Consider the following 25,201-nt stretch of genomic DNA (forward strand, 5'->3'; position numbering starts at 1 on the left):
AACCGTTCAGCAGCCGAGCGGCTACCCGCCTTTTATGACCTTCCAGATGTCCGTGGACTGGTCGAACTGGAGGCGGTTTATGTCGGAGAAGGTCAGCCGGCCGGTCTTCATGGCATCGACAAGGCGGCGGCACAGCAGTGGCGGCATGCGCTCCAGGGAAACGCCCATGAAAGCGGCGATCTCGTGTTTGGCCGATATATTCGATATGGCCACCTTGCTGACGCAGCGATCGAATGCCGCCTCGGGATCCTGTCTCACTTGCTCCTGCCCAGTCTGGCAACCGGCCAGCATGACGACCATTGCAGGCAGGGCCACAAACCACGGCTTCATTGTCAGCTGCCCCCATCGATTGTGAGGAGGCTAGATAAGGGCCCGAAAAGATCAAGCAGGAAAAGCACTGAGTTCTTTGCCGCCGCTCTATTTCTTTGTTTTTACGCAGTTACGGACAAAGTCGGGCATGCTCTTTCTCGAATTGCTCGATCGTTGGCGCAAATGCCGGCTGAGCGCCTGGGCTCTCAATAATGTGCGTAGCCGCTCAACGGGCACTTCTGGGAAATAGGAACCTCGAAGGCGCCTTCAGTACCTTTGCAGCTCCGGAATTTGGAGTTGCGCAGCACCGGCGCGGCCCTGGCAGCCGCCTTTGACTTGCCCTTGATGACCAGCCATATCTCGGTCGGCAGGTCTAGCTGCACTCTGTTCAAATCGGAGTAGCTGATCCGCCCGCTGCGTACTCCTTCGGTGATGCGCTGGCAGAACAGGGCCGGCATGCGCTCCTGCGAGACGCCCATGAAAGAGGCGATTTCGTGCTTGAACGTGATGCTCCATAGATGGACGGCGGAGATGCACCCGTCCTGCTCGCGTTTTGCGGCCGCCTGCGAGGACTGGCATCCGGTAAAGACGATGGCCGCCGCAAGCATGAGAAAAATGGCGTTTTTCACGATCGGAATCCCTCGTCCCGCGAAGGAATTTAGATGAGGCTTTTAAAAGGTCAAACGGAAACCATGTCAGCCAGCTTGGCCTCTTATATTAGAGGTATCAAATAAAAACCCTGCGTGACCGCCGGGTTTTCCTGGAACACTAGTTTGGTTCACCCTTGCGGCTCCTTGCCGCCAGCGTCCTCAGCCGCAGCGCATTGAGGCGGATGAAGCCGGCGGCGTCCTTCTGGTCGTAGGCGCCGCGGTCATCCTCGAAGGTGACCAGCGCGTCGGAATAGAGCGTCTTCTTGGATTTGCGGCCGGTGACCATGACATTGCCCTTGTAGAGTTTCAGGCGCACCGTGCCTTCGACGTCTTCCTGGCTCTTGTCGATCATCGCCTGGAGCATCAGCCGCTCGGGCGAGAACCAGAAGCCGTTGTAGATCAGCTCGGCGTAGCGCGGCATGAACTCGTCCTTGAGGTGGCCGGCGCCGCGGTCGAGCGTGATCGATTCGATGGCGCGGTGGGCGACGATCAGGATGGTGCCGCCGGGGGTCTCGTAGACGCCGCGCGATTTCATGCCGACGAAGCGGTTCTCGACCAGATCGAGCCGGCCGATGCCATTGTCGCGGCCAAGATCGTTAAGCGCCGTCAGCATGGCGGCCGGCGACAGCTTCTTGCCGTTCAGTGCAATCGGATCGCCCTTCAAAAATTCGATCTCGATCTCGGTGACCTTGTCCGGCGCCTCCATCGGCGAGACGGTGCGCTGATGGACGAATTCCGGCGGCTCGCTCCACGGGTCTTCCAGCACCTTGCCCTCGGAAGAGGAGTGCAGAAGGTTGGCGTCGACCGAGAACGGCGCCTCCCCCCGCTTGTCCTTGGCCACCGGGATCTGGTGCTGCTCGGCGAAGTTGATCAGGTCGGTGCGCGACTTGAACGACCAGTCGCGCCACGGCGCGATGACCTTGATGTCGGGATTCAGCGCATAGGCCGACAGCTCGAAACGCACCTGGTCGTTGCCCTTGCCGGTGGCGCCGTGCGCAATGGCATCGGCGCCGACCTCCTGGGCGATCTCGACCAGGTGCTTGGAAATCAACGGGCGGGCGATCGAGGTGCCGAGCAGGTAGGTGCCTTCATAGACGGCGTTGGCGCGAAACATCGGGAAGACGAAATCCGAGACGAATTCCTCGCGCACATCGACGACGCGGATATCCTTGATGCCCATCATCTCAGCCTTCTGGCGCGCCGGCTCCAGCTCGCCACCCTGGCCGAGATCGGCGGTGAAGGTGACGACTTCGGCGCCGAGCTCGGTCTGCAGCCATTTCAGGATGATGGAGGTGTCGAGACCGCCGGAATAGGCGAGCACGACCTTCTTGACGTCTTTTGTCTTGGGCATTGCTGGGGACATTTTGGCGGTTCCGCGCGTGAGTTTCGCGGGCGAGGTATCACGGCATTTCCGGCCAGCGCAAGGGATGAACGGGCGCCGGCCGCCGCAGCCGCTGGACCAGATGCGACGCCAGTCAGTTGCTGGCGTGAGCGGGGAGGCTGCGTTATAGACCGACGATCATTCGCTAGGGGCCACCGATGTCCTTCATTCCCGACACCACAACACTGATCCAGTTCGCCATCGCCACCATGATCCTGGCGATCACGCCGGGGCCGGATATGACGCTGTTCGTCTCGCGCACACTGAGCCAGGGCCGCGCCGCCGGCTTTGCCTCGCTGGCGGGTGCTCTGTTCGGAACGCTGATCCACACAACTTTGGTGGCGGTCGGCATCTCGGCGCTGATCGTCGCCTCGCCAATGGCCTTCCTGGTGCTGAAAATCTTCGGCGCCGTCTATCTGGTGTTCCTGGCCTGGCAGGCGATGACCAAGGGCTCGGCGTTTTCACCGCAGAAGAAGAATGGCCCGCAGATTTCGCTGTTCCGCAGCTGGGCCGCCGGACTCGGCGTCAATTTGCTCAACCCGAAGATCATCCTGTTCTTCATGACGTTTCTGCCGCAGTTCGTCTCGGCTCACGATCCGAACGCGCCGGGAAAACTGTTCTCCCTCGGCCTCATGTTCATCGTGCTGTCGATCCCTGTGACGGCGCCGATGGTGTTTGCCGCGGAAAGGTTTTCGGCGGCGATGAAGGCCAGCCCGCGCGTAACGCGGGTCGTCGACTATCTCTTTGCCGGTGTGTTTTCGGCCTTCGCGCTCAAGATCCTGACCGCTCAGGCGAAGTAGCGGCCTGCCACCAGCTTCCGGCCCAGCGGCCGGCGCTTAGCCAGTAGAAGATGCCGCCGACCATGCCGCAGCCGATCACCGCGGCGATGGCGCGCGGTTCGGTGACGTCGAAATCCACGTTCTGGTGGACGAAGCCGAGGAAGGCCGCGGCCACCAAGCCGCCCGCGAGTGCATAGAACAGCCAGTCGCGGCGGCTGAGGACCTCGGAGATCAGGATTGCGACCACCGCCGGTATGAAAGCGAAATAGGCGACAAACAGCGCCACGAACGGGATCGAAAAATACAGCGCCGCGGCCGCCGCTGGGTGCGCATCGTCCGGCATATAACCGACGGAAGCCAGGAACAGCACGTTGAGAAAGGCGCTCGCCGCCAATGAGGCGACGACATAGCCGAACAGGATGACAGCGAAACGGAGGATATAGGCGAAGAGGCGGCTCACGCCTCGCCATGCCCCGCAATCATCATGGCTTCCAGCGCCAGGCGGTCGACCTTGCGCATGCGTTCGGAGTCGGATTTGAGCTGCCCGCAGGCGGCCAGGATGTCGCGGCCGCGCGGCGTGCGGATCGGCGAGGCATAGCCGGCATTGTTGATGTAGTCGGCAAACTTCTCGATCGTCTCCCAGTCCGAGCACTGATAGTTGGTGCCCGGCCACGGGTTGAACGGGATCAGATTGATCTTGGCCGGAATGCCTTTGAGCAGCTTGATCAGCCCCTTGGCGTCCTCGATGGAATCGTTGACGTCCTTCAGCATCACATATTCGAAGGTGATGCGCTTGGCGTTGGACAGGCCGGGATAGGCGCGGCAGGCCTCGATCAGTTCCTTCAGCGGATACTTCTTGTTGATCGGCACAAGCAGGTCGCGCAGATCGTCATTGGTGGCGTGCAGCGAGATCGCCAGCATGACCCCTATCTCCTCGCCGGTGCGGAAGATCTCGGGCACCACGCCGGAGGTCGAGAGCGTAATGCGGCGCTTCGACAGCGACAGTCCGTCGCCGTCGGAGGCAATCAGCAGCGCCTTCTTCACCGCCTCGAAATTGTAGAGCGGCTCGCCCATGCCCATCATGACGACGTTGGAGACTTTTCTGCCCTCGGCAGGGACGATGGCGCCGTCGGGTGTGTCGCGGTCGGGGAAATCGCCGAGCCGGTCGCGGGCGGTGAGCAATTGCGCCAGGATCTCTTCCGCCGTCAAATTGCGCACCAGCTTCTGCGTGCCGGTGTGGCAGAACGAACAGGTCAGCGTGCAGCCGACCTGCGAGGAGATGCAGAGCGTGCCGCGGCCTTCTTCGGGGATGTAGACGGTCTCGATCTCGACGGGACGGCCGGCACCGCGCGGCGGAAAGCGGAACAGCCACTTGCGCGTGCCGTCGGAGGAAATCTGCTCCTCGACGATTTCGGGCCGGGCGACGGTAAAATGCTTGTCGAGTTCGGCGCGCAGATCCTTGGAGATGTTGAACATGCCGGCAAAATCGGAGACGCCGCGCACATACATCCAGTGCCAGAGCTGCTGGGCGCGCATTTTCGCCTGGCGCTCGGGCACGATGCCGGCACTGACAAGGGCTTCACCGAGCTCGGCCCGGGTCAGGCCGATCAGCGACGGCTTCTCGGGCGTGGCGCGAGCGCGCAACGCGTCGCGTGCGCCCTCAGTGGTGAGATCGAAGGAAAGGGTCATATCAGCGCCAATATAAGCGAATTGCGGCCGATTTCATCCATCGTGCCGAAAAGAAGCGCGGCGCATAGCACAGGTTGCGGCGAGAGTCATGCGGCGGGAACCGCGCTAGCCTACTTGCACTTGGCGATCGACGTCAGCGCGGCCGAGATGCCTTTCAGCGAAAACACATAGGTCGTCGGATTGCCGCGGCCAGACTTCGCCGAGACCTTCATGTCGGTGCCGGTCTTCATGGCGGCGATCAGCACCGGCTCTTCGGCGGCGTTCTCGACCCAGGCCGACTTGCCGCGGGTGAACATCGAGAACGTCTTCTTGTCGATGGTGACGGTGGCCTTGGAGCCTTCCTGGAATGTGTAGCCGGCGATGAATTGCGGCTCGTAGGACACTTGCTGGCCCGGCCGCTGGCTGACGAAGAAGAACATGTCGCCGTGATCGAGCGTCGGCGGCTGCTTGTCGGTCGGCACGGTGAGCACATAGCAGACCTTGCCGCCCTGCGCCTGGTAGCTGTAGGTGCCCCAGGCATTGTGCTGGCCGATCTTGGTCGCCTGCTGCGCCAGCGCCGGCGCGGCAAAAGCCACCAGGACCAGGCTCGAGACTAGTGCAATCAATCCGCGCATCGCTTTTCCCGTATTCCAAATGGTGCGGGGCAGGCCGGCTTGGCGTCCTGCCCGTCGCTTCATTTTGATTTAATCTGGGTTACCAAACGGTGAATTTCCCTCGGAAAAGGACATTCACCCATGGAAACCACCGCCATTTCCGCGCCGCTTCTTGAAAAAACGGCTTTCGCAATGTCCCTGCGGCGACTTGGAGGCCACGAAAGCGGCAAGAGTTTGACTTTTCCAACGGCCGCAGCGGAACCCGAAGCCCAGCCGCTATCGTCCTGTTTGAGCGGAGGATTTCTTCTGAACCAAGTTGCCAACGCGACGCCGATTCAGCTCTTGTCGGCGATCGCCTCCTTGGCGGCCTTGCGGTGCGCAGGGGTGATATGGGCGCTTACCGTGGAGATCGCGGCGGTCAGCACGGCGATGTCGTCGGTGAAGCCGAGGCCGAAGACGAAATCGGGTATGACGTCGACCGGCAGCACGAAATAGCCAAGCGCTGCCAGCAATATGCCCTTGGCACGCAAAGGCGTCTTCCTGTCGAGCGCGCAATAATAGCCGGCGACGACCTCTTCCATGAACGGAATCTGCCGGGCGGCCTTCTTGGCCGTGCGCCAGAATTTGGCGCGCACTTCACTTTCGTCGCCGAGCTTGCTGCCGAAGCCGAAGAAATCAAAACCGGGCTGCTGCGCCATCAATCCTCTCCTTGCCGGCCGTCGCGCTACGCGTTGCGCGCGGCCGCCACGGAAAATGTGGTGAAAGTCCCGGTCCACTGCAAGAGGATGGCGCCGATTTGGCGTTGCCGCCCCAGCGTTCAGCCGCCAGCATACCCATTCATCTTCTTGGCCAGCGCGATGTCGAGCGCAGTGACACCACCGGCATCATGGGTGTTGAGCGTCACGTCGACAGTCTTGTAGACGTTCGACCAGTCGGGATGATGGTCCATCTTCTCGGCGGCCAGCGCGACGCGGGTCATGAAGGCGAAGGCTTCGGAAAAATTCTTGAAGTCGAAGCTGCGCTTGATGGAGGCGCCATCGGCTGCCTGCGACCAGCCGGCCAGTTCGGCCAGTGCGGCGGCGATGGCGTCCTTGCTGAGTTTCTCTCTCGTCATGATGATTTCCCGTGCTATCCCAGATATCGACCCTCACCATAATGCAAGTCGCCCAAAAGTCCTTTGCGTTTTGGGCTTCCAAATGCACGAACGGCGCATATCGAATGAGCGTAAAGCCGATAAATTCCATACTCTTCGTCTGCCTCGGCAACATCTGCCGCTCACCCCTGGCCGAAGGCGTGTTCCGCGCCGTGCTGGCGGAACGCGGCCGCGACATGGTGCTGGACGACATCGTGCTGGACTCTGCGGCGACCGGCGGCTGGAACCTCGGCGAAGCGCCCGACCCGCGCTCGATCGCGATTGCGGCCCGCCACGGCCTCGACATATCAGGGCAGCGGGCACGCAAGGTCAGGCCGGAGGATTTTTCGCGCTTCGACCTGATCCTCGGCATGGATCGGCAAAATGTCCGCGACCTCAAGGCGTTGGCGCCGGCCGGTGCGCGGGAACGTATTCATCTCTTGGCAGAGTTTGCGCAGGGCAAAACCCGCGACGTGCCGGATCCCTATTATGACGGGGCCGAAGCGTTCGCTTCGGTCTACCGCATGATCCGCGAAGCGTCGGAGGCGCTGGCGACGAGATTGGTGGCGCGGGCGTCGACGCCGGAGAGCGGCCACGCCTCCTCGACAATGTAGGGACCGCCGCCGACCGAATCGCGCGACGACATCAGCACGAAGCGGCCGACGCGAAACGGTAGCGTCGCAAAATTGCCGCGCGCCGACAGGTACTGGGCGACGTCGAGCGGGCTCGAATTGCGCAAGCGTGCCAGCGTAACATGCGGGGTGAACTTGCGCGGGTCGGCGGGCAGGCCGAGCCGCTGGCAGATGCGGTCGATTTCGCTCTGCAGCGCCGAAAGGTCGGGCGAGGCGAAGACGCCGGCCCAGACGGCGTGCGGCTTCTTCTGGCCGAAAGCGCCAACTCCGGACAGGGTGAGCGAGAAGGATGGGCGGTGCACCCGGTCGAGCGCGTTGGCGATTTCGTCGGCGATATGGCCTTCGACGTCGCCGATGAAGCGCAGCGTCAGATGGTAGTTTTCGACATCGATCCAGCGGGCTCCGGGCAGGCCGCCCCTGAGCAGGGACAGCGAAAGAGCGGCGTCACGGGGTATTTCGAGGGCGGTGAAAAGACGCGGCATGGTGAGCCTCCCTTCCTCGAATCGAACTGTGCCCCTAGCGAATCATCGATAGTCAAACGGGGCAAGTGGTTTGTTGGTTGCAGGCATTTTTACGAACAGGCGCCTCCAAGCGATGAATAAGCACTATTGCCGTGCCGCCTCGGCGCTTGCATTACCCAGATGCTGCATATGCTCTTCGAGCGCAGCATGGATGACTCGGGTCATCGGCAGCCCGGTCTTTTGTTTCAAAGTTCGCGCGAGGCGAACGCCGCGTTATTCTCGTCAGGCCGGCGTTCAACCGCCACCCTGAACTGCCGCAACAGCCTTCTCCACGGCGGGCAGGATGCGCTCGACCATCGCTGCGATGCCCTTCGGATTGGGATGCAGGCCATCCTCCAACTGCAGGCCGGACTGCCCGGCGACGCCATCGAGAAAAAACGGATAGAGCGGCACATCGTATTTCGCGGCCAGCTTTGGGTAGATCGCATCGAAGGCGTTCTGGTAGTCGGCGCCGAGATTGGGAGCGGCGCGCATGCCGGCCAAAAGCACCGCGATCTTGCGCGCTTTCAGCTTCGCCAGCATGTCGTCCAGGTTCTTTTCCGTAATGCTGGGCGAGACGCCGCGCAGCATGTCGTTGGCGCCGAGTTCGAGGATAACCAGCCTTGTCCCATCCGGCACCGACCAGTCAAGCCGCGCCAAGCCGCCGCTCGAGGTGTCGCCTGAAACGCCGGCGTTGGCGACGGTGACGTCATGGCCTTTGGCCCGCAGCGCAGCTTGCAATTTGTCGGTAAAGCCATCGCCAGGCCCGAGGCCGAAACCGGCCATCAGGCTGTCGCCGAAGCCGACGATGGTGAACGTCTCGGCGCGAACCGACGAAATGGCGCCGCAAAGGGTGACGAAAAGGACGAGCCCTGCGGCATTCAAGCGTTTGAAAGACATGTGGCAGCCCCCATATACCCGAGGAATTCTTCCGGCGACGGCTTCCGGCAAGCAGAGCCTTCATCCTGATATAGGACGCTTTAATTGTGACAGAAGCCGTCATCGCGCTTAAAGACATATCCCTGACCCTGGGCCAAGGGGCTTCGTCTGTGCATGTGCTGAAAGGCGTCAGCCTTGACGTGACGCGCGGCGAGGCGACCGGCGTTGTCGGCCCTTCGGGTTCCGGCAAGTCGACCTTGCTGATGGTGCTGGCCGGGCTGGAGCGGGTCGATTCGGGCACGGTGCGCATTGCCGGCGAATTGCTGAACGGCAAAAGCGAGGACGAGATTGCATCGTTTCGGGGCCGAAACATCGGCATCGTCTTCCAGTCGTTCCATCTCATTCCCAACATGACGGCGCTCGAAAATGTCGCGGTGCCGCTGGAACTGGCCGGCCATGCCGATCCGTTCGGTGTCGCGGCGCGCGAGCTGGCAGCGGTGGGCTTGAGCGACCGCGTCACCCACTATCCGGGCGAGCTGTCCGGCGGCGAACAGCAGCGCGTGGCGATCGCCCGCGCGCTGGCGCCGTCGCCGCGCATTCTCATCGCCGACGAGCCGACCGGCAATCTCGACCAGGCGACGGGGCGGCAGGTTGCCGACCTTTTGTTCGCCAAGGCGGCCGAGCGCGGCATGACCTTGGTGCTGGTCACGCACGATCCGGCCCTTGCGGCGCGCTGCTCGCGCCAGGTGTCGATGCGCTCGGGCCGCATCGAGGATGCGCCGGTAGCGCAGGTCAAGGTGCCGGCCTGATGCCACTGTCGCAGACGCTGAAGCTCGCGTTCCGCTTCTCGCTGCGCGAGATGCGCGGCGGGTTGTCGGGTTTCCTGATCTTCCTTGCCTGCATTGCGCTCGGCGTCGCTGCAATCGGCGGGGTCAATTCGGTGGCGCAGGCGATCACCGCAGGCGTTGCAGACCAGGGCCAGACGCTGCTTGGCGGCGACTTGCGCTTCCAGCTCAACCAGCGCGATGCGACGCCAGCCGAAAGCACCTTCCTCGACCGCCTCGGCACTGTGTCGCACAGCGCCAATATGCGCTCGATGGCGCGGCTGGATGACGGCTCCGACCAAGCGTTGGTTGAGGCCAAGGCCGTCGACGACGCCTATCCGCTCTATGGCGCGCTCGATACCGCGCCGCAGCTTGGCAGAAAGGATTTGTTCGACGAGAAATCAGGCGTCTTTGGCGCCGCCGCGCCCGACCTGTTGTTCGACCGGCTGAATGTGAAGATCGGTGACCGGCTGAAGGTCGGCAGCGCGACATTCGAATTGCGGGCCAGGCTGGTGAGCGAACCGGATGCGGTGTCGGACGGTTTCGGCTTCGCGCCACGGCTGATGGTCTCGACCGCGGGGCTTGCCGCGTCCGGCCTGATCCAGCCGGGCAGCCTGGTCGAGAATGCCTACAAGGTTCGGCTGCCGGCCGGCGCCAGCGAGGCCGATCTCAAGACCATCCAGGATCGGGCGGCGAGCGATTTCCCTGAAGCCGGCTGGTCGATCCGCACGCGTTCCAATGCGGCGCCGGCGCTGTCGGCCAACATCGAGCGCTTCTCGCAATTCCTGACGCTGGTCGGGCTGACGGCGCTGGTGGTCGGCGGCGTCGGCGTTGCCAATGCGGTGCGCGCATATCTCGACGGCAAGCGCGGCGTCATCGCCACCTTCAAGAGCCTTGGCGCCTCGGGCGGCTTCGTCTTCACCGTCTATCTCGTGCAAATCCTGATGATCGCCGGCCTCGGCATCGCGCTTGGCCTCATCCTCGGCGCCGCCATGCCGTTTGCGGCGAGTGCGGCGCTTCAGTCGGTCATTCCGGTGCCGGCGCAAGGCGGTCTCTATCCGGACGCGCTGGCTATGGCGGCGCTGTTCGGGCTGCTGGTGACGCTGGCTTTCGCGCTGTTGCCGCTCGGCCGCGCCCGCGATGTGCCGGCGACCGCTTTGTTTCGCGAAATGGGGTTCGAGGGCCGCGGTTTTCCGCGCCTGCCCTATCTCACGGCGGCAGTCGGTATCGCGCTCGCTTTGGCGGCGCTCGCCATCCTGTTTTCCGGCGACCGGCGCATCGCCACGATCTTCGTCGGCGCGACGATCTTTGCCTTTCTGGTGTTGCGCCTGGTCGGTGCGCTGGTGCAGTGGGTGGCGCGCAAAAGCCCGCGTGTGCGCTCGGTCGCGCTCAGGCTCGCCATCGGCAACATCCACCGGCCCGGCGCGCTGACGCCGTCCGTCGTGCTGTCGCTGGGCCTCGGGCTGACGCTTTTGGTGACGCTGGCGCTGATCGACGGCAATCTCAGGCAGCAGATCTCCGGCAGTCTGCCGGAACGGGCGCCGAATTTCTTCTTCGTCGACATCCAGAATAGCGAGGTCGATGCCTTCTCGACACTGATCGGCAAAGAGGCGCCGAAGGGAACGCTGGTCAAGGTGCCGATGCTGCGCGGCCGGGTGATGGCGCTGAACGGCGTTAGTGTCGACAAGGCCAATGTGCCATCGGAAGGCGCCTGGGTGCTGCGCGGCGATCGCGGCCTGACCTACGACGCCAAACAGCCGGCCAATGCGACATTGACCGAGGGCAGCTGGTGGCCGGAGAACTACAGCGGCGAACCGCTGGTCTCGTTCTCCAACGATGAAGGCAAGGCGCTCGGCCTGAAGCTCGGCGATACCGTCACCGTCAATGTGCTCGGACGCAATGTGACGGCCAGGATCGCCAATTTCCGAGAGGTGCAATGGGAGACGATGGGCATCAATTTCGTCATGGTGTTCTCGCCCAGCACCTTTGCCGGCGCCCCGCATGGCTGGCTGGCGACGCTGACCGAAAAGGATGCCACGGCAGCAGAGGATGCCCGCCTGCTCAACGCCGTCACCCGCGCCTTCCCGGCGGTGACGACAGTTCGGGTCAAGGACGCGCTCGACGTCGTCAACCGGCTGGTCGGCCAGCTCGGCACGGCGATCCGGGCCGCGGCCGGCGTGGCGCTGATCGCTTCGGTGCTGGTGCTGGCCGGCGCGCTCGCCGCGGGAAATCGCGCCCGCATCCACGATGCCGTGGTGCTGAAGACGCTGGGCGCCACGAGGCGCACGCTGATCGCGGCGTTTTCGCTGGAATACATGCTGATCGGCCTGGCCACCGCGGTGTTTGCGTTGGCTGCCGGCGGCATCGCCGCCTGGTACATCGTTGCCCGCATCATGACACTGCCGTCGCATTTCATGCCGGAGGTGGCAGTGGCGACCTTGGTGTTTGCGCTGGTGATCACGGTCGGCATCGGCCTTGCCGGCACCTGGCGGGTGCTCGGGCACAAGGCGGCGCCGGTGCTGCGCGACCTCTAGGCCCCAAGCGGCAAGGTTGGCCGAATCTGCGGTTTCCGATTAAATCTTGGTAATGTGCAGTCATGGAAGCCCAAGAAAACCGGCTTCCTGCGATTCACCAAGCGTTGCAGCCTGTTACGGTCTTGTTCTTGACGTCAAGAACCATCATATTTCGCCACAGGCATGCTGGAGCCCCGCCAGCGGCGCCCAGGTCCGAAAGGGCCTGACACCGTACGGGGCAGAAGCAACAGAGGATTCCAATGGCTGAGCCCATTCGCAACTACCAGACTTCGGCCGTGCCGGGCGCGCGCGCCGACATCGACCAAGGCCTGCGCACTTACATGCTCAAGGTCTACAATTTGATGGGGCTTGGCCTCCTCATCACCGGCGTCGCCGCCTGGGGCGCTTTCCAGCTCGCCGTCACCGGCGACGGACAGCTGACCGCTTTCGGCACGCTGATCTATGCCAGCGCCTTCCGCTGGGTGGTCATCCTGGCTCCGCTCGCCGCCGTCTTCTTCCTGTCGTTCAGGATCCAGTCGATGAGCGTGGCCGCGGCGCAAACCACCTTCTGGGTCTATTCGGGCCTGGTCGGCCTGTCGCTGTCGACCATCTTCCTGGTCTACACCGGCGCCTCGATCACCCAGACCTTCTTTGCCACGGCGGCCGCCTTCGGCGCGCTGTCGCTCTACGGCTACACGACCAAGCGCGACCTTTCGGCCTTCGGCTCGTTCCTGGTCATGGGCGTGGTCGGCCTGGTGATCGCCATGCTGATCAACATCTTCCTGCAGTCGTCGGCGCTCGGCTTCGCCATCTCGGCGATCGGCGTGCTGATCTTCGCCGGCCTCACCGCCTACGACACGCAGACCATCAAGGAAATGTACTACGAAGGCGATCAGGCCGACGTTGCCGGCCGCAAGGCGATCATGGGCGCGTTGAGGCTATATCTCGACTTCATCAACCTGTTCATGTTCCTGCTGCAGTTCATGGGCGATCGCCGCTAGGCGGTCTTCCCATCAGGCAACTGGACCAGCTGATATCAAGAGGGCGGCCCAACGGCCGCCCTTTTCTTTTGTGCCGGCCTTTGCTGTCATGGAGGCAGAAATTATGAGCACTATTTCCATCCGCGCGGCCTTGGAAGGCGACCTCGGCCGAATCACCGAGATCTACGCTGACGCCGTGACGCATGGCACCGCGAGCTATGAGCTGGAGCCGCCCAGCCGCACTGAGATGGGTACGCGCTTCGACAGCCTGACGGTGGGGGGCTTTCCCTATCTGGTGGCGGAACGAGGTGGCGCGCTGCTCGGCTACGCCTATGCCGGCGCGTTCCGGCCGCGCCCGGCCTACCGCTTCATCGTAGAGGATTCCGTCTATGTCGCGCCTGATGCGAAGGGCCAGGGCGTCGGGCTGCTGCTGATGCAGGCGCTGATTGAAGCCTGCCGTATGGCGGGCTTTCGCCAGATCGTCGCGGTGATCGGCGACGGCCATGCAGACAGCGCCTCGGTGCGGCTGCATGAAAAGCTCGGCTTTCGCCATTCCGGTGGCCTGGAAGGCTCCGGCTACAAGCATGGGCGCTGGCTTGAGACGGTGTTCATGCAGCTGTCGCTGAATGGCGGCGTAACGGTTCCGCCCGATCCGCATTCGCTGCCGGAGCGGAAGTTTCGTGAGAGCCTGAGGAGGGGGAATTGAGGAGTTGAAGAACTGAAGAATTGAGGATTTGAATAGCTGAGAACAAACCCGGCGGTATTTCGACCGTTACATCCTCTTTTTTCAATTCTTCAGTTCTTCAATTCCCCAATTCTCAATTAGGCCTGGACAATCTTCAGCTTAGCATCGAAGACGTTGAGCACGCGACCGAGTTCCTGGCCGCGCTTGAGGATTCGGCCGCCGGCGGCGATGACGGCGAAGGCGCCTTGCCGGCGCGCCAGTTTCGGATCCTTGACGATCTGGAACAGCGGCACTTCGCTGGCCCGGCGGAAGACTGAAAACACAGCCCGATCAGACAGATGATCGATGGCATAGTCGCGCCATTCGTTGGCCGCGACCATGCGTCCGTACAGCCTCAGGATCTCGTCGAGTTCACGCCGGTCGAAACGGACCGGCTGGTCGAGGCGTTCGCGTCGCGCCTCGTGCAGCGGGATCAATATTGCGGATGCGTCCCCATCCTCCGTCCCACCGCTGCGATCGGTCATCCCGCGATCCTTTTGAAAATGAATCTCGCTTGCAGAAGTTGGCGTGTTCGCCGTGGAATTGCAAGGCCCGGCTAACCATCCCGGGACTGCGCTGTTTTCGCAACGTCCAGTCACTTTTATAAAACGCGGTGTTTGAATTGGTGATGCCTCGCCACATTTCCGCCTTTTTTTATCCGCGCTCATGCCCCAATGTCCGACGAATTTACCGGCGTTGCCTGAGACGGTTCGGTCCGGCACCGGCTCGTAAACCCCAAGCCCCCCGCCCACGGGTCTGCGTCGGATCGAACCAACCTCGGACTTTCCTCAGGGAGAGACCGGGTGCGACGATCCCAAAACCTAAATGACCGACGTCAGAAGCAAGCTGACGTCGGTTTTTTTGTTTTTGGCTGCTTGAAGAATTTGCCGGAGGCTGCGGTGCCCAGTTTGCGGGCGCATCCCCTCACCCGGATTGCCAGCCGAATTGCAACAGCAATTCGGGCCAATCCGACCTCCCCCGAGCGGAGAGGAGTTCGCGCCAGCGCTGATTCAGCCCCTTCTCCCCTCGGGGAGAAGGTGGCCGAGAGCGGCCGGATGAGGGGGCCTCTTAAGGCTTGTGAATAAACGCAGCGCCCAGAATAGGGCCCGGCAGGCCGTCCTTGCCGACCGACTGCAGCAGTACGGCGCAGCCGCCTTTCTTGGCGATCTCCGTCATCGGCAATTCGTAGCGCTGCGCCTTGCCGTGCCACATGCCGGCGGTCTGGATGCCGGTGACGGCGTTCCAGTAGGTCATGCTGCGGCCGGTGTTCTCGCCCTTGGCGATGGTCACCGTCTGCGGTGGTTCGAAATAGACGATGACGACATGGGCGTCGCTGGGGCCGCTACCGGCGTCGCCGGCATCGATCATGACGCGATCGCTGGTGCGGCTGACCTTGACGCTGACCCGCATGCCTTCACCGGATTTCTCCATGCGGGCAAGCGCGCCGTCGACCTCCTTGCGGCTGGCGCCGTTGACATGGCTGCGACCATTGATGACGGCTTGCGGCGTGTAGACGGAGCGGGTGCCGAAGGCGCGCATATAGTCATATTGCCGGTCGGTATTGTCCTTGCTGCTCAGCGTGTCCTGCCAGCCGAGATAGTCCCAGTAATTGACGTGGTAGGCGAGCGCGACGACGTTGTCCTTGGCCGCCAGCTCGGCAAAGAACGCGTCCGCCGGCGGGCAGGAATTGCAGCCCTGGCTGGTGAACAGCTCGACCACGCCCAAGGGCCTGTCAATCTGCGGTTTGTCGGTCTGGGTCGTTCCCGATTCCTCGGCGAACCCGGTCCCGGCAAGCGCCGAGAAGGCCAGCGCAAAAGCCGCAAGCCGCAGAGGGTGTCGAGGTGCCATGATCGTTCCGATTCCCGCCGGTGACGCCGGCCTTGTTCTGGTTGCCCAGATTTGTGGCAGAAGCGACAGTCAACGGGAAGTCACGTTGCGGTGAAATTTTTGCTGCCGCAACCATGGGTATGGCCATCACAGGGGGAGCACTTCACCGCCCGGTTCGATCGGGAGCATGGCATCAGGAGCGTGGGGCAGATCTTGCTGAGCCCAGCCGGTTTTTACTCCTGTCGGACAGGGCGGGGCTTCGATCGGGTCGGGCAATGCTTGGGAGTAGGGAGTAGGGAGTAGGGAGTAGGGAGTAGGGAGTAGGGGATGTCGTTCCCCGCTACCGCCCAATCCCTACTGCCTAAGCCCTGGCCGCTACGCGGCCAGATCGCGCAGCACGTATTGCAAAATGCCGCCATTCTTGAAGTAGTCGAGTTCGTCCAGCGTATCGATGCGGCAGATGATCGGCACGTTCTTCACGGTGCCGTCGCCATAGGTCACCTTGGCGATCATCGTCTGGCGTGGCTTGATGGTGCTTATGCCGTCGATCTCGACCAGCTCGTCACCCTTGAGGTTGAGCGAGGCCCATGAGGTGCCTTCCTCGAAGACGAAGGGGATGACGCCCATGCCGACCAGGTTGGAGCGATGGATGCGCTCGAAGGACTGGGCGATGACGGCACGGACACCGAGGAGATTCGTTCCTTTAGCTGCCCAGTCGCGGGAGGAGCCGTTGCCGTATTCGACGCCGGCGAAGATGACCAGCGGCACGCCTTCCTTTTTGTACCTCATCGCCGCGTCGTAGATCGATTCCTCTTCCTTCGACGGGTAGTGGATGGTGTAGCCGCCCTCGCGGCCGTTCTCGCCCAGCATGTGGTTGCGGATGCGGATGTTGGCGAAGGTGCCGCGCATCATCACCTCATGGTTGCCGCGCCTTGTGCCGTACTGGTTGAAGTCGGCAACGCCGACGCCATGGTCGGTGAGGTATTTGCCGGCCGGGGAAGCGGCCTTGATCGAACCCGCCGGTGAGATGTGATCGGTGGTGATCTTGTCGCCGAACAGGCCGAGCACGCGCGCGCCCTTGATGTCGCCGATCTTGCCGAAACCGGAGGTCATGCCGGCGAAATAGGGCGGGTTCTGCACATAGGTCGAGTTGTCGTCCCAGGCATAGGTCTGGCCTTCCGGCGCCTTGACGTTCTGCCAGTATTCGTCGCCCTTGAAGACGTCGGCATATTTGCGGGCGAACAGCTCACGTGTGACGTTCTTCTCGATGAACTCCTGGATCTCGGCCGAACTCGGCCAGATATCCCTGAGATAGACCGGCTTGCCGTCGCGGCCTTCGCCGAGTGGCTCGGTGGTCAGGTCCTTGGTGACGGTGCCGGCCAAAGCATGGGCTACCACCAGCGGCGGCGACGCCAGATAGTTCGCCTGCACGTCAGGCGAAACGCGGCCTTCGAAATTGCGGTTGCCGGAGAGCACCGCGGCGGCGATCAGGCCCTTATCGTTGATGGTCTTGGAGATCGGCGCTGGCAACGGGCCCGAATTGCCGATGCAGGTGGTGCAGCCGAAACCAACCAGGTTGAAGCCGATCTGGTCGAGCTCCTTCTGCAGGCCGGACTTTTCCAGATATTCGGCGACCACCTGGCTGCCCGGCGCCAGCGAGGTCTTCACCCACGGCTTCTGCTTGAGGCCGAGCCGGTTGGCGTTGCGCGCCAAGAGGCCGGCGCCGATCAGCACACTCGGATTCGAGGTGTTGGTGCAGGACGTGATGGCGGCAATGACGACATCGCCATGGCCGAGATCATGGTCGGTGCCTTCGACGGCATAGCGCTTGTGGATTTCGGCAGCCTTCTTGTACTCGGTCTCCATTGCCTTGGCGAAGCCGGCCGGAATGCCTTCGAGCGGAACGCGGCCTTCGGGACGCTTGGGACCTGCCATCGACGGCACGACGCTGTCGAGCTCGAGTTCGAGCAGGTCGGTGAAGACAGGGTCGGCCGAGCCGGCGTCACGCCACATGCCTTGCGCCTTGGAATAGGATTCGACCAGGGCGATGCGGCTTTCCTCGCGGCCCGACATTGTGAGGTAGCGGATGGTCTCGCCATCGACCGGGAAGAAGCCGCAAGTGGCGCCATATTCGGGCGCCATGTTGCCGATGGTGGCGCGGTCGGCCAGCGTCATGTTGGACAGGCCCGGGCCGAAGAACTCGACGAACTTGCCGACGACGCCCTTCTTGCGCAGCATCTGGGTGACGGTCAGCACCAGGTCAGTGGCGGTGATGCCTTCCCTGAGTTTGCCGGTGAGGCGGAAGCCGATGACTTCGGGCAACAGCATGGAAACCGGCTGGCCGAGCATCGCCGCCTCGGCCTCGATGCCGCCGACGCCCCAGCCGAGCACGCCAAGGCCGTTGATCATGGTGGTGTGCGAATCGGTGCCGACGCAGGTGTCGGGATAAGCGGTGGTTTCGCCGTCTTCCGTGTTGGTCCAGACGACCTGACCGAGATATTCGAGGTTGACCTGATGGCAGATGCCGGTGCCGGGCGGCACGACGCGAAAATTGCGGAACGCCTGCTGGCCCCATTTCAGGAATTTATAGCGCTCTTCGTTGCGCTCATATTCGAGCTCGACATTCCTGGCAAAGGCCAGTGGCGTGCCGAATTCGTCGACGATGACGGAGTGGTCGATGACGAGGTCAACCGGCACCAGCGGATTGATCTTCTGCGGATCCCCGCCGAGCGCCTTGAGGCCGTCGCGCATGGCGGCCAGGTCGACCACCGCCGGGACGCCGGTGAAATCCTGCATCAGGACACGCGCGGGGCGATAGGCGATCTCGACGCCGGCGGTGCCCTTGTCGGTCAGCCAGCCGGCCACAGCCTGGATAGAGTCCTTGGTGACGGAGCGGCCGTCTTCATTGCGCAAAAGGTTTTCCAGCAGCACCTTCATCGAATAAGGCAGCTGGGCAATGCCGGTGAGGCCGTTCCTCTCGGCCTCGACCAGATTGTAATAGACATAGTCCGCGCCACCCACGGTGAGGGTGCGGCGGCAATTGAAACTGTCGAGGGATTTTGACACGTGCGGTCCGTCCTTGTCTGTTCAGCCTGAAAGGGAACGGACGCCGATGGGCATGCAATCACGCGCAAAGGTGCGGGTACGGCCATTTCCGCTGTCCGTTCCCAGCCAACCCGAGCCGTTCAAGGCGGCGCGTGCGCTGGTTCGGCGCAAATTCTGTTCCCGTGCCGACCGCTGGCACGGATGTCCCGCATATAGAGAATTTTCTGGAATAGTTCTAGACAGTTGCGGAGCAAATTTGTGCGATGCGGCAGCTATCGCGCGGTAAAGTTTTCGGGACGGGCAGGCATGCGGCTGATTGCCGAAAATCTGGGCGGCGAACGCGGCGGCGAGACGGTCTTTTTCGGCATCGGTTTTGCGCTCGACAAGGGCCAGGTGCTGGTCGTCACCGGGCCGAACGGTTCGGGCAAATCGACGCTGCTCAGGGTCATCGCCGGGCTGCTGCCGAAGGCGCAAGGCGACGTGCGCATCGAGGGCGGCGGCGAGACGTTTCCGACGATCGCTTCGGCGGTCCACTATCTCGGCCACCTCAATGCAATGAAGACGGCGCTCAGCGTGGCGGAGAATCTGCGCTTCTGGCGCGATTTCAACGGCGATGGGCAGTCGGGTGTGGGGGAGGCGCTGGAGACGGTTGGTCTCGGCGGCATCGGCCATCTGCCTTTCGGATATTTGTCGACCGGGCAAAGGCGGCGGGCGGCGATTGCGAAATTGCTGGTCAGTCATAAGCCGCTGTGGCTGCTGGATGAGCCGACGGCTGGGCTGGACAAGGCCTCGGAGGCGCGGTTTGCGGGGCTGATGACGAGGCATTGCGCAGAAGGTGGGATTATTGTCGCGGCGACGCATTTGCCACTGGGATTGGATGGAGCACAGGCATTGAGGATGGGAGCAACAGGGTGATGCCGGCATTCCCGCCCACCCCCCTCTGCCCTGCCGGGCATCTCCCCCGCAGGGGGGGAGATCAGATGTCATGCCGGCTTTCGCCAATCACCGGCATTGAAAAAGAGGCGTCAGCAGTGGAGCTGCCAATCTCCCCCCTTGCGGGGGAGATGTCCGGGAGGACAGAGGGGGGTGTGAAGGAACGCCACCTTCGGCAAGATGGCGATCAAACCGCAGGCGCGGCTTGGCAATGCTAGCCCTCTTCCTGCGCGACGTCCGTCTCTCAATCCGCGCCGGCGGCGGAGCGCTCACCGGCGTCATCTTCTTCCTCGCCGTCATCGCCACCATCCCCTTCGGTGTCGGACCGGACCTGAAGCTGCTCGCCCGCATCGGTCCGGCGATCCTTTGGATCGGCGCTCTGCTCGCCTGCCTGCTCGGCCTCGACCGGCTGTTTCAGGCCGATCGCGAAGACGGGTCGCTCGATCTTCTGGTGCTGGGCAATGACCGCCACATGCTGGCGTTGACGGTGCTGGTGAAGTGCCTGGCGCATTGGGCGGGCAGCGTTCTGCCGCTGGTTGTTGCGGCACCTCTGCTGAGCCTGTTCATGAACATGGAGCCGCTCAGCATCGGCGCCACCGCGCTCACGCTGCTGGCCGGCACGCCGGCGATCACTTTCATCGGCGCGGTCGGGGCGGCGGTGGCGGTGGCGCTGCCGCGTGGCGGGCTGCTGATCTCGGTGCTGGTGCTGCCGCTGACGATCCCGGTGCTGATCTTCGGGGTGTCGGCGAGCTACGGCGCGGTGGCCGATCCTGATCCGTTCCTGCAGCCCTTCCTCATTCTTGCCGCGCTGACGCTGTTTCTTGCCGTGCTGGGTCCGGTGGCGGCAGCACTGGCGCTGCGGCATGGAACGGATTGATATGACCGCTGCGGCGCGACGATCAATTGCGAAGCCCCAGCCGCAAAGCTAAGAAAGCCGCAAAGCTATGGGAAGGCCATGATCGAGCACGACGAAGTGACGGTGGAAGGGGAGCGAAGCGCATGAGTGCACACGCACTCTATGTCGCGGCCGCCTATGGCATCACGGTGATCGTGCTGGCCGGGCTGATCGGCTGGATCCTGCTCGACCAGCGGACCCGCAAGCGCGAACTGGCAGACCTCGAAGCGGCCGGCGTGCGGCGTCGCTCGGACAAAGCCGGTACTGGGGCCAGCACTGGGGCCAGCACTGGGGCCAGCAAGCCATGAGCACGGAAAGCGAAACGCCGGCGTCGCCGCGCCGCCGCCTGGTCGTGCTGTTGCCGCTGCTGGTTTTTCTCGGCCTCGCCGGATTGTTCCTGTCGCAGCTTTTGTCGGGACGCGATGAGGCGGCAGTGCCGTCGGCGCTGATCGGCCTGCCGGCGCCGCAGACCAACCTGCCGGCGCTGGAAGGGTCAAACCTGCCCGGGCTGGATTCGAAAGCCTTCGCCGGCAAGGTAACGCTGGTCAACGTCTTTGCATCGTGGTGCGCGCCGTGCCGGGAAGAGCATCCGGTGCTCTTGCAGCTGTCGCAGGACAAGCGCTTCGTCATGGCCGCGCTAAACTACAAGGACCAAGCGCAAAACGCGCGCCGGTTCCTTGGTGATCTCGGCAATCCGTTCCAGGCGATAGGTGTCGACGAGGCCGGCCGCACGGCCATCGACTGGGGCGTCTACGGCGTGCCGGAAACCTTCGTCATCGGCAAGGACGGCAAGATTGCCTACAAGCATGTCGGGCCGCTGACAGGGGAGTCGGCGAGGGATGTTCTGTTGCCGCAGATTGAAAAGGCGCTCGCGGCACCGGGCTGACGTTGGCGCCATGCCCCCTCATCGAGCCGCTACGCGGCCACCTTCTCCCCGTGGGGAGAAGAGGGAAGCATCGGCACAGGCTAGCTCCTCTCCCGGGGGGAGAGGTCGAATTGCCCGAATTGCTCATGCAATTCGGTTTGGCAATCCGGGTGAGGGGGCGGTGCCCCGCTGACGTCTGAAATGCTCAGCCGTAGATCTGCCTGTGGATCTGGTAGAGCATTTCCGAGCGGTCGGCGCGCAGGTCGGCCAGATCGCGGCTCGTCAGGTTTTCGATTTCCGCGACGAGGCGGTTGTAGTGGCGGCGCTTGGCCATCGAGGAGCGCGCGCGGGAGAAGAGGTTGTCAAAAGCCATAGCAAGGGTCCTTTCGTGCCGCATATCAGCGGTGAATTTGTTCCTCCCTTGGTCGTTCGCACCATGACATAGGAATGGTGCGATGCAAAAAGAAGATGTTGCAATGCACCATTGCACAGGGCGCATAGCGGGTTAATACAGCGCTACAGCACCATAAACGGCCGGACAGGCTGGCGGGCCATGCCGGCCGGGCACCTTTTGTCTTACAAATTGCGCCTGCGCCACCTTGCCATCGCGCCCGCAGGCTGGCTTGATCCGCGCGTCACGTGATGCCCGGAGGAAATGCATGGCGACCGCAGACTATTACGAAATTCTGGATCCGCGTTTCGCGCGGCTGTTCAACGGCAACGCCCAGGTGGAAAAGCTGTTTACCGGATGTCAGTGGGCGGAAGGGCCGGCCTGGTTCGCCGCCGGCCGCTATGTCGTCTGGTCCGACATCCCCAACAACCGCATGCTGCGCTATGACGAGACCGACGGCAATGTGAACGTCTTCCGTCAGCCCTCCGGCAATTCCAACGGCAACACCGTCGACCGCCAGGGCCGACTGGTGACGTGCGAGCATTCCGGCCGCCGCGTCAGCCGCACCGAGCATGACGGTTCCGTCACCACCATCGCGGCCGAATGGAAAGGCAAGCGGCTGAATTCGCCCAATGACGCGGTCGTGAAATCCGACGGCTCGATCTGGTTCACCGATCCGAGCTACGGCATCGACACCGACTATGAGGGCGACAAGGCCGAAAGCGAGATCGGCGCTTGCAATGTCTACCGGGTCGATCCGGATACGGGCGAGGTCGAGGCCGTCATCACCGACATGGTCCGGCCGAACGGGCTTGCCTTTTCACTGGATGAAAGCCAGCTCTATGTCGTCGACACCGGCCGCACGCATGGCGCGCAGAACCCCGCGCATATGCGGGTCTTCAACGTCGGCAAGCACGGCAAGAAGGTCTCGGGCGGCAAGGTGTTCGCCGACTGCACGGCCGGCCTGTTCGACGGCTTCCGGCTCGACGAGGCCGGCCGCATCTGGACCAGTGCCGCCGACGGCATCCATTGCTACGATCCCGACGGCACGCTGATCGGCAAGGTCAAGGTGCCGGAAGTGACCGCCAATTGCGTGTTCGGCGGCAACAAGCTGAACTGCCTCTACATCGCCGGCACCACGTCGCTCTACATGGTGCGGCTGATGGTGAACGGGGCGAAGACGTATTGAGGCTGCTGCAAACGCTTCTCTGGCGGCCCTTGATGGCGTTTCTGCGCCTGCCGGCGGCGCCTGTTGCGCTGCGGCCGCCGGAACCACCGCCAAGCGGTTCGCCGGAGCGGATTTCGAAGCCGCCCAGCGGCGGCGGTATCAGACACAATTCAAGGGGAGGACATCATGCCATTCGTCAACATCCGCATCGTCAAGGAAGTGATCGCCGCTGATCCCGCTGGCAAGAAGGCCGACATTGCCAAAAAGGTCACGGCGGCCATCATGGACGCCACCGGGCTTAGCAATGACGACGTCTGGGTGGTGTTCGAAGAGGTCAACGCGCGCGACTGGTATGTCGGTGTGACCGATGTCGAGACGTTGCGGAAGGGGTAGCACTGCGGCACGTTGGGGTGCGCCGCACCCTTTCGTTCGTCATCCTAGGGTCTGCGCCGCGTCGCTTCGCTCCTTGCTCCGCCCTAGGATGACGAGGCAACGTTTGCGCGTATAAAACTCGCGAAAACCTGCACCGCTTCGCGCATGGCCCGCAGGTTCTCGTCCTCTCCCAGGATCGCTTCTATCTCCGGCGGTTTCTTGCCGAGCAAGGCAATCTCCAGAACCGCATTCTCACAAAGCGCGAACGACATGGTGCGCATGATCTCGGCCAGCGCGGCGCGGGCATAGAGCGAGCGCGCGGAGGCGTGGGCCAGCATGGCGGGCTTGCCGACTGCGGCGTCGCGCGAGACCAGCCAGTCGAGAGCGTTTTTCATGCCGCCGGGCACACCATGGGCATATTCGGGGCAGGAGACGATGATGCCATCGGCGCTGGTGACGGCCTCGATCAGCCGCATGGCCTCGGCCGGTGTGCGCTCGCCTTCGTCATCCGGGTTGAAGATCGGCAGCAGGCCGAGCCCGTCATAGACAGTTACGCGGCAATCCGAAGGCGCGTTCGCGGACAGCGCCGCCAGCAGCGCCGAATTGGTCGAGGCGGCGCGCAGGCTGCCGGAGATGGCGAGGAGTTCGATCACGGGGAAACAGGGCTAGGGAAACCGGCAAAGGACTGCAATGGCGAATCGTACGCGAAATTTACCACAGGGTCTTGCTGTAGGCCTCGTCCAGCGAGCGGTCGAAATCGTCGGCAGTTTCGGCATGCGCCATCTGATCGGACAGGATCTGACCGAGCGTCGGCAACGTCGCGCGGTCGTGCCAGCTGTCCGGCTTCCACAATTCGGAGCGCATGAAGGCCTTGGCGCAGTGCATGTAAGCGGCCTTGACGCTCACCACGACGACGCTTTGCGGTTGCTTGCCGTCGACGGTGAGGCGCTCGCGCAAACCGGCATCGACGGTTATGCGGGCGTCGCCATTGATGCGCAGCGTCTCGTTCATGCCGGGGATGAGAAAAAGCAGCCCGACCGAAGGGTTGAGCAGGATGTTTTCCAGCGTGTCCAGCCGGTTGTTGCCGGGCCGGTCGGGAATGGCGATGGTCGTGTCGTCGAGGACAAGGGCAAAGCCCGGTCTGTCGCCTTTCGGCGTCACGTCGGCATTGCCGGCGCCGTCGGAAGAACCGATCAGCACGAAAGGGCTCTTGCCGATGAAAGAGCGGCAGTGGCCGTCGAGCGCCCTGAGTTCCTTGCGCATCGAGGTGTCGGTCGGCCGCGGCGTCTTGTAGATCGTCCTCAGTTCATCGCGCGTGGTGACGAATTCCATGGCCGTCTCCGTTTATTCTGACGCAATTCCGGACGGCTTCACACTTTTCCTGGAATTGCTCTACTTGCCGGCTTCTTCCACCTTCTCGGCCTTATCCTCGATCGAATGGTGCAGGATCAGCGGCATCTGGCTGAAGGTGAACAACAGGGTGATCGGCATGATGCCCCAGACCTTGAAGGTAACCCAGAAGTCGGTGGAAAAATTCCGCCACACCACTTCATTGGCAAGAGCCAGGAACAGGAAGAACAGGCCCCAGCGGAAAGTCAGCTTGCGCCAGCCTTCGGCATCGAGGCGAAAGGCCGAATCGAAGACATAGCCGAGCAGCGATCGGCCGAAATACAGACCGCCGAGCAGCACGCCGCCGAACAGGGTGTTGACGATGGTCGGCTTCATCTTGATGAACACGTCGTCCTGCAGATAGAGCGTCAGCGCGCCGAAGATGAAGACGACGACGCCCGAGACCATCGGCATGATCGGCAAGGTGCGCAGCAGCAGCCAGGAGGCGATCAGCGCGACCGCCGTCGCCGCCATGAACAGGCCGGTGGCGACGAAGATCGGCCCGCCGAATTCGGCCAGGACAGGAAATTTCTGCACCAGCCAGGCGCCGCGTGCATTGGCGAAGAAGAACACCATCAGCGGCCCGAGTTCCAGCACCAGCTTGAGCAGCGGATTGACGCTTTCTTTCTTCTTTCGCGGGTCGGACGGGTCGCGTTCGAGGATGGGAGGGTTCATGACTTCCTTCTGACGCATGATCTTGTCCAAAAAAGCCAGCAGCTCTTCGGGATCGT

General features: G+C 62.9%; 29 protein-coding genes. 12 read left to right on the forward strand and 17 right to left on the reverse strand.

Translation table 11 applies throughout. The annotated features are described in order from the left end of the window. Positions 1 to 21 precede the first annotated feature (21 nt). From NLY43_RS19270 to NLY43_RS19280, 3 genes are all read right to left on the reverse strand, one after another. Complete coding sequence (locus tag NLY43_RS19270; RefSeq protein WP_286458427.1) at positions 22 to 315, reverse strand: hypothetical protein; 294 nt, start codon at positions 313 to 315, stop codon at positions 22 to 24. A 200-nt stretch (positions 316 to 515) separates the two neighbouring features. Further along, complete coding sequence (locus NLY43_RS19275; protein ID WP_023710248.1) at positions 516 to 938, reverse strand: hypothetical protein; 423 nt, start codon at positions 936 to 938, stop codon at positions 516 to 518. A gap of 139 nt (positions 939 to 1,077) precedes the next feature. After that, on the reverse strand, positions 1,078 to 2,310 hold the full coding sequence (locus NLY43_RS19280; RefSeq protein ID WP_023710247.1) for an argininosuccinate synthase: 1,233 nt from the start codon (positions 2,308 to 2,310) through the stop codon (positions 1,078 to 1,080). Between the two features lie 188 nt (positions 2,311 to 2,498). Here NLY43_RS19280 and NLY43_RS19285 point away from each other — a divergent pair, with 188 nt between their 5' ends. Next, on the forward strand, positions 2,499 to 3,140 hold the full coding sequence (locus tag NLY43_RS19285; RefSeq protein WP_023671715.1) for a LysE family translocator: 642 nt from the start codon (positions 2,499 to 2,501) through the stop codon (positions 3,138 to 3,140). Here NLY43_RS19285 and NLY43_RS19290 read toward each other — a convergent pair. The 5 genes from NLY43_RS19290 to NLY43_RS19310 form a co-directional block, all read right to left on the reverse strand. Continuing rightward, entirely contained in the window at positions 3,112 to 3,579 is a 468-nt protein-coding gene (locus NLY43_RS19290; RefSeq protein ID WP_023694539.1) for a hypothetical protein, read from the reverse strand. The genes NLY43_RS19285 and NLY43_RS19290 overlap by 29 nt on opposite strands. Then, a complete protein-coding gene (rlmN, locus tag NLY43_RS19295; protein ID WP_023710246.1) occupies positions 3,576 to 4,808 on the reverse strand; it encodes a dual-specificity RNA methyltransferase RlmN in 1,233 nt (410 codons plus the stop codon). The genes NLY43_RS19290 and rlmN overlap by 4 nt, the downstream gene beginning before the upstream one ends. A gap of 110 nt (positions 4,809 to 4,918) precedes the next feature. Next, positions 4,919 to 5,422 (reverse strand): invasion associated locus B family protein, encoded by a 504-nt coding sequence (locus tag NLY43_RS19300; RefSeq protein WP_023671718.1) that lies wholly within the window; start codon positions 5,420 to 5,422, stop codon positions 4,919 to 4,921. A 314-nt stretch (positions 5,423 to 5,736) separates the two neighbouring features. Then, complete coding sequence (locus NLY43_RS19305; protein ID WP_023671719.1) at positions 5,737 to 6,099, reverse strand: YkvA family protein; 363 nt, start codon at positions 6,097 to 6,099, stop codon at positions 5,737 to 5,739. A 119-nt stretch (positions 6,100 to 6,218) separates the two neighbouring features. Next, positions 6,219 to 6,515 carry a 4a-hydroxytetrahydrobiopterin dehydratase gene (locus NLY43_RS19310; RefSeq protein ID WP_023671720.1) on the reverse strand — a complete coding sequence of 99 codons (297 nt, stop codon included), beginning with the start codon at positions 6,513 to 6,515 and terminating at the stop codon, positions 6,219 to 6,221. A 104-nt stretch (positions 6,516 to 6,619) separates the two neighbouring features. Here NLY43_RS19310 and NLY43_RS19315 point away from each other — a divergent pair, with 104 nt between their 5' ends. Next, complete coding sequence (locus NLY43_RS19315) at positions 6,620 to 7,147, forward strand: low molecular weight protein-tyrosine-phosphatase (protein ID WP_023702599.1); 528 nt, start codon at positions 6,620 to 6,622, stop codon at positions 7,145 to 7,147. On the opposite strand, the gene thpR is transcribed toward NLY43_RS19315, so the two are convergent. After that, positions 7,051 to 7,647, reverse strand: coding sequence for an RNA 2',3'-cyclic phosphodiesterase (gene thpR / locus NLY43_RS19320; protein WP_023671722.1), 597 nt, complete (start codon positions 7,645 to 7,647; stop codon positions 7,051 to 7,053). The two genes, NLY43_RS19315 and thpR, sit on opposite strands and share 97 nt — an antisense overlap. A gap of 273 nt (positions 7,648 to 7,920) precedes the next feature. Next, the gene (locus tag NLY43_RS19325) at positions 7,921 to 8,565 is read right to left on the reverse strand and encodes an arylesterase (RefSeq protein ID WP_023710244.1); all 645 of its coding nucleotides are present in this window, start codon (positions 8,563 to 8,565) and stop codon (positions 7,921 to 7,923) included. 86 nt (positions 8,566 to 8,651) lie between these two features. On the opposite strand from NLY43_RS19325, the gene NLY43_RS19330 reads away from it, so the two are divergent. From NLY43_RS19330 to NLY43_RS19345, 4 genes are all read left to right on the forward strand, one after another. Then, a complete protein-coding gene (locus tag NLY43_RS19330; protein WP_023710243.1) occupies positions 8,652 to 9,353 on the forward strand; it encodes an ABC transporter ATP-binding protein in 702 nt (233 codons plus the stop codon). After that, positions 9,353 to 11,902 (forward strand): ABC transporter permease, encoded by a 2,550-nt coding sequence (locus NLY43_RS19335; protein WP_023710242.1) that lies wholly within the window; start codon positions 9,353 to 9,355, stop codon positions 11,900 to 11,902. The genes NLY43_RS19330 and NLY43_RS19335 overlap by 1 nt, the downstream gene beginning before the upstream one ends. A gap of 239 nt (positions 11,903 to 12,141) precedes the next feature. Further along, the gene (locus NLY43_RS19340; protein ID WP_023671726.1) at positions 12,142 to 12,882 is read left to right on the forward strand and encodes a Bax inhibitor-1/YccA family protein; all 741 of its coding nucleotides are present in this window, start codon (positions 12,142 to 12,144) and stop codon (positions 12,880 to 12,882) included. Positions 12,883 to 12,985: 103 nt separating this feature from the next. Further along, on the forward strand, positions 12,986 to 13,567 hold the full coding sequence (locus tag NLY43_RS19345) for a GNAT family N-acetyltransferase (protein ID WP_023710241.1): 582 nt from the start codon (positions 12,986 to 12,988) through the stop codon (positions 13,565 to 13,567). A gap of 116 nt (positions 13,568 to 13,683) precedes the next feature. Here NLY43_RS19345 and NLY43_RS19350 read toward each other — a convergent pair whose 3' ends face one another. The 3 genes from NLY43_RS19350 to acnA all read right to left on the reverse strand — a co-directional run bounded on the left by NLY43_RS19350 (position 13,684) and on the right by acnA (position 18,478). Continuing rightward, positions 13,684 to 14,070: a DUF2794 domain-containing protein gene (locus NLY43_RS19350; RefSeq protein ID WP_023683844.1), complete on the reverse strand. Its 387-nt coding sequence runs from the start codon at positions 14,068 to 14,070 to the stop codon at positions 13,684 to 13,686. Positions 14,071 to 14,653: 583 nt separating this feature from the next. Beyond that, complete coding sequence (locus tag NLY43_RS19355) at positions 14,654 to 15,433, reverse strand: DUF1223 domain-containing protein (RefSeq protein ID WP_023683845.1); 780 nt, start codon at positions 15,431 to 15,433, stop codon at positions 14,654 to 14,656. Between the two features lie 354 nt (positions 15,434 to 15,787). After that, complete coding sequence (gene acnA / locus NLY43_RS19360) at positions 15,788 to 18,478, reverse strand: aconitate hydratase AcnA (RefSeq protein WP_023710240.1); 2,691 nt, start codon at positions 18,476 to 18,478, stop codon at positions 15,788 to 15,790. A gap of 285 nt (positions 18,479 to 18,763) precedes the next feature. On the opposite strand from acnA, the gene ccmA reads away from it, so the two are divergent. The 4 genes from ccmA (at position 18,764) to NLY43_RS19380 (ending at position 21,171) form a co-directional block, all read left to right on the forward strand. Further along, a complete protein-coding gene (ccmA, locus tag NLY43_RS19365) occupies positions 18,764 to 19,372 on the forward strand; it encodes a heme ABC exporter ATP-binding protein CcmA (protein WP_023710239.1) in 609 nt (202 codons plus the stop codon). Between the two features lie 229 nt (positions 19,373 to 19,601). Next, the gene (gene ccmB, locus NLY43_RS19370) at positions 19,602 to 20,267 is read left to right on the forward strand and encodes a heme exporter protein CcmB (RefSeq protein WP_023683848.1); all 666 of its coding nucleotides are present in this window, start codon (positions 19,602 to 19,604) and stop codon (positions 20,265 to 20,267) included. 122 nt (positions 20,268 to 20,389) lie between these two features. Further along, positions 20,390 to 20,593, forward strand: a complete 204-nt coding sequence (gene ccmD, locus NLY43_RS19375) for a heme exporter protein CcmD (RefSeq protein WP_023683849.1) — start codon at positions 20,390 to 20,392, stop codon at positions 20,591 to 20,593. Then, positions 20,590 to 21,171 carry a DsbE family thiol:disulfide interchange protein gene (locus NLY43_RS19380; protein WP_023683850.1) on the forward strand — a complete coding sequence of 194 codons (582 nt, stop codon included), beginning with the start codon at positions 20,590 to 20,592 and terminating at the stop codon, positions 21,169 to 21,171. The genes ccmD and NLY43_RS19380 overlap by 4 nt, the downstream gene beginning before the upstream one ends. 184 nt (positions 21,172 to 21,355) lie before the next feature. On the opposite strand, the gene NLY43_RS19385 is transcribed toward NLY43_RS19380, so the two are convergent. Beyond that, positions 21,356 to 21,523, reverse strand: a complete 168-nt coding sequence (locus tag NLY43_RS19385; protein ID WP_023683851.1) for a hypothetical protein — start codon at positions 21,521 to 21,523, stop codon at positions 21,356 to 21,358. Between the two features lie 286 nt (positions 21,524 to 21,809). On the opposite strand from NLY43_RS19385, the gene NLY43_RS19390 reads away from it, so the two are divergent. Beyond that, positions 21,810 to 22,730 (forward strand): SMP-30/gluconolactonase/LRE family protein, encoded by a 921-nt coding sequence (locus tag NLY43_RS19390; RefSeq protein WP_023710237.1) that lies wholly within the window; start codon positions 21,810 to 21,812, stop codon positions 22,728 to 22,730. A gap of 165 nt (positions 22,731 to 22,895) precedes the next feature. Continuing rightward, complete coding sequence (locus NLY43_RS19395; RefSeq protein WP_023683852.1) at positions 22,896 to 23,102, forward strand: tautomerase family protein; 207 nt, start codon at positions 22,896 to 22,898, stop codon at positions 23,100 to 23,102. An 83-nt stretch (positions 23,103 to 23,185) separates the two neighbouring features. On the opposite strand, the gene NLY43_RS19400 is transcribed toward NLY43_RS19395, so the two are convergent. Genes NLY43_RS19400 through NLY43_RS19410 form a run of 3 tightly spaced genes read right to left on the reverse strand, consistent with a single transcriptional unit; the run spans position 23,186 to position 25,145 of the window. Continuing rightward, the gene (locus tag NLY43_RS19400; protein WP_023683853.1) at positions 23,186 to 23,734 is read right to left on the reverse strand and encodes an NADPH-dependent FMN reductase; all 549 of its coding nucleotides are present in this window, start codon (positions 23,732 to 23,734) and stop codon (positions 23,186 to 23,188) included. 58 nt (positions 23,735 to 23,792) lie between these two features. Continuing rightward, on the reverse strand, positions 23,793 to 24,413 hold the full coding sequence (locus tag NLY43_RS19405; RefSeq protein WP_023706747.1) for a pyridoxamine 5'-phosphate oxidase family protein: 621 nt from the start codon (positions 24,411 to 24,413) through the stop codon (positions 23,793 to 23,795). A 60-nt stretch (positions 24,414 to 24,473) separates the two neighbouring features. Beyond that, positions 24,474 to 25,145, reverse strand: coding sequence for a septation protein A (locus NLY43_RS19410; protein ID WP_023710236.1), 672 nt, complete (start codon positions 25,143 to 25,145; stop codon positions 24,474 to 24,476). Between the last annotated feature and the right edge of the window lie 56 nt (positions 25,146 to 25,201).

Source organism: Mesorhizobium sp. C416B (assembly GCF_030323165.1).
GTDB lineage: Bacteria > Pseudomonadota > Alphaproteobacteria > Rhizobiales > Rhizobiaceae > Mesorhizobium.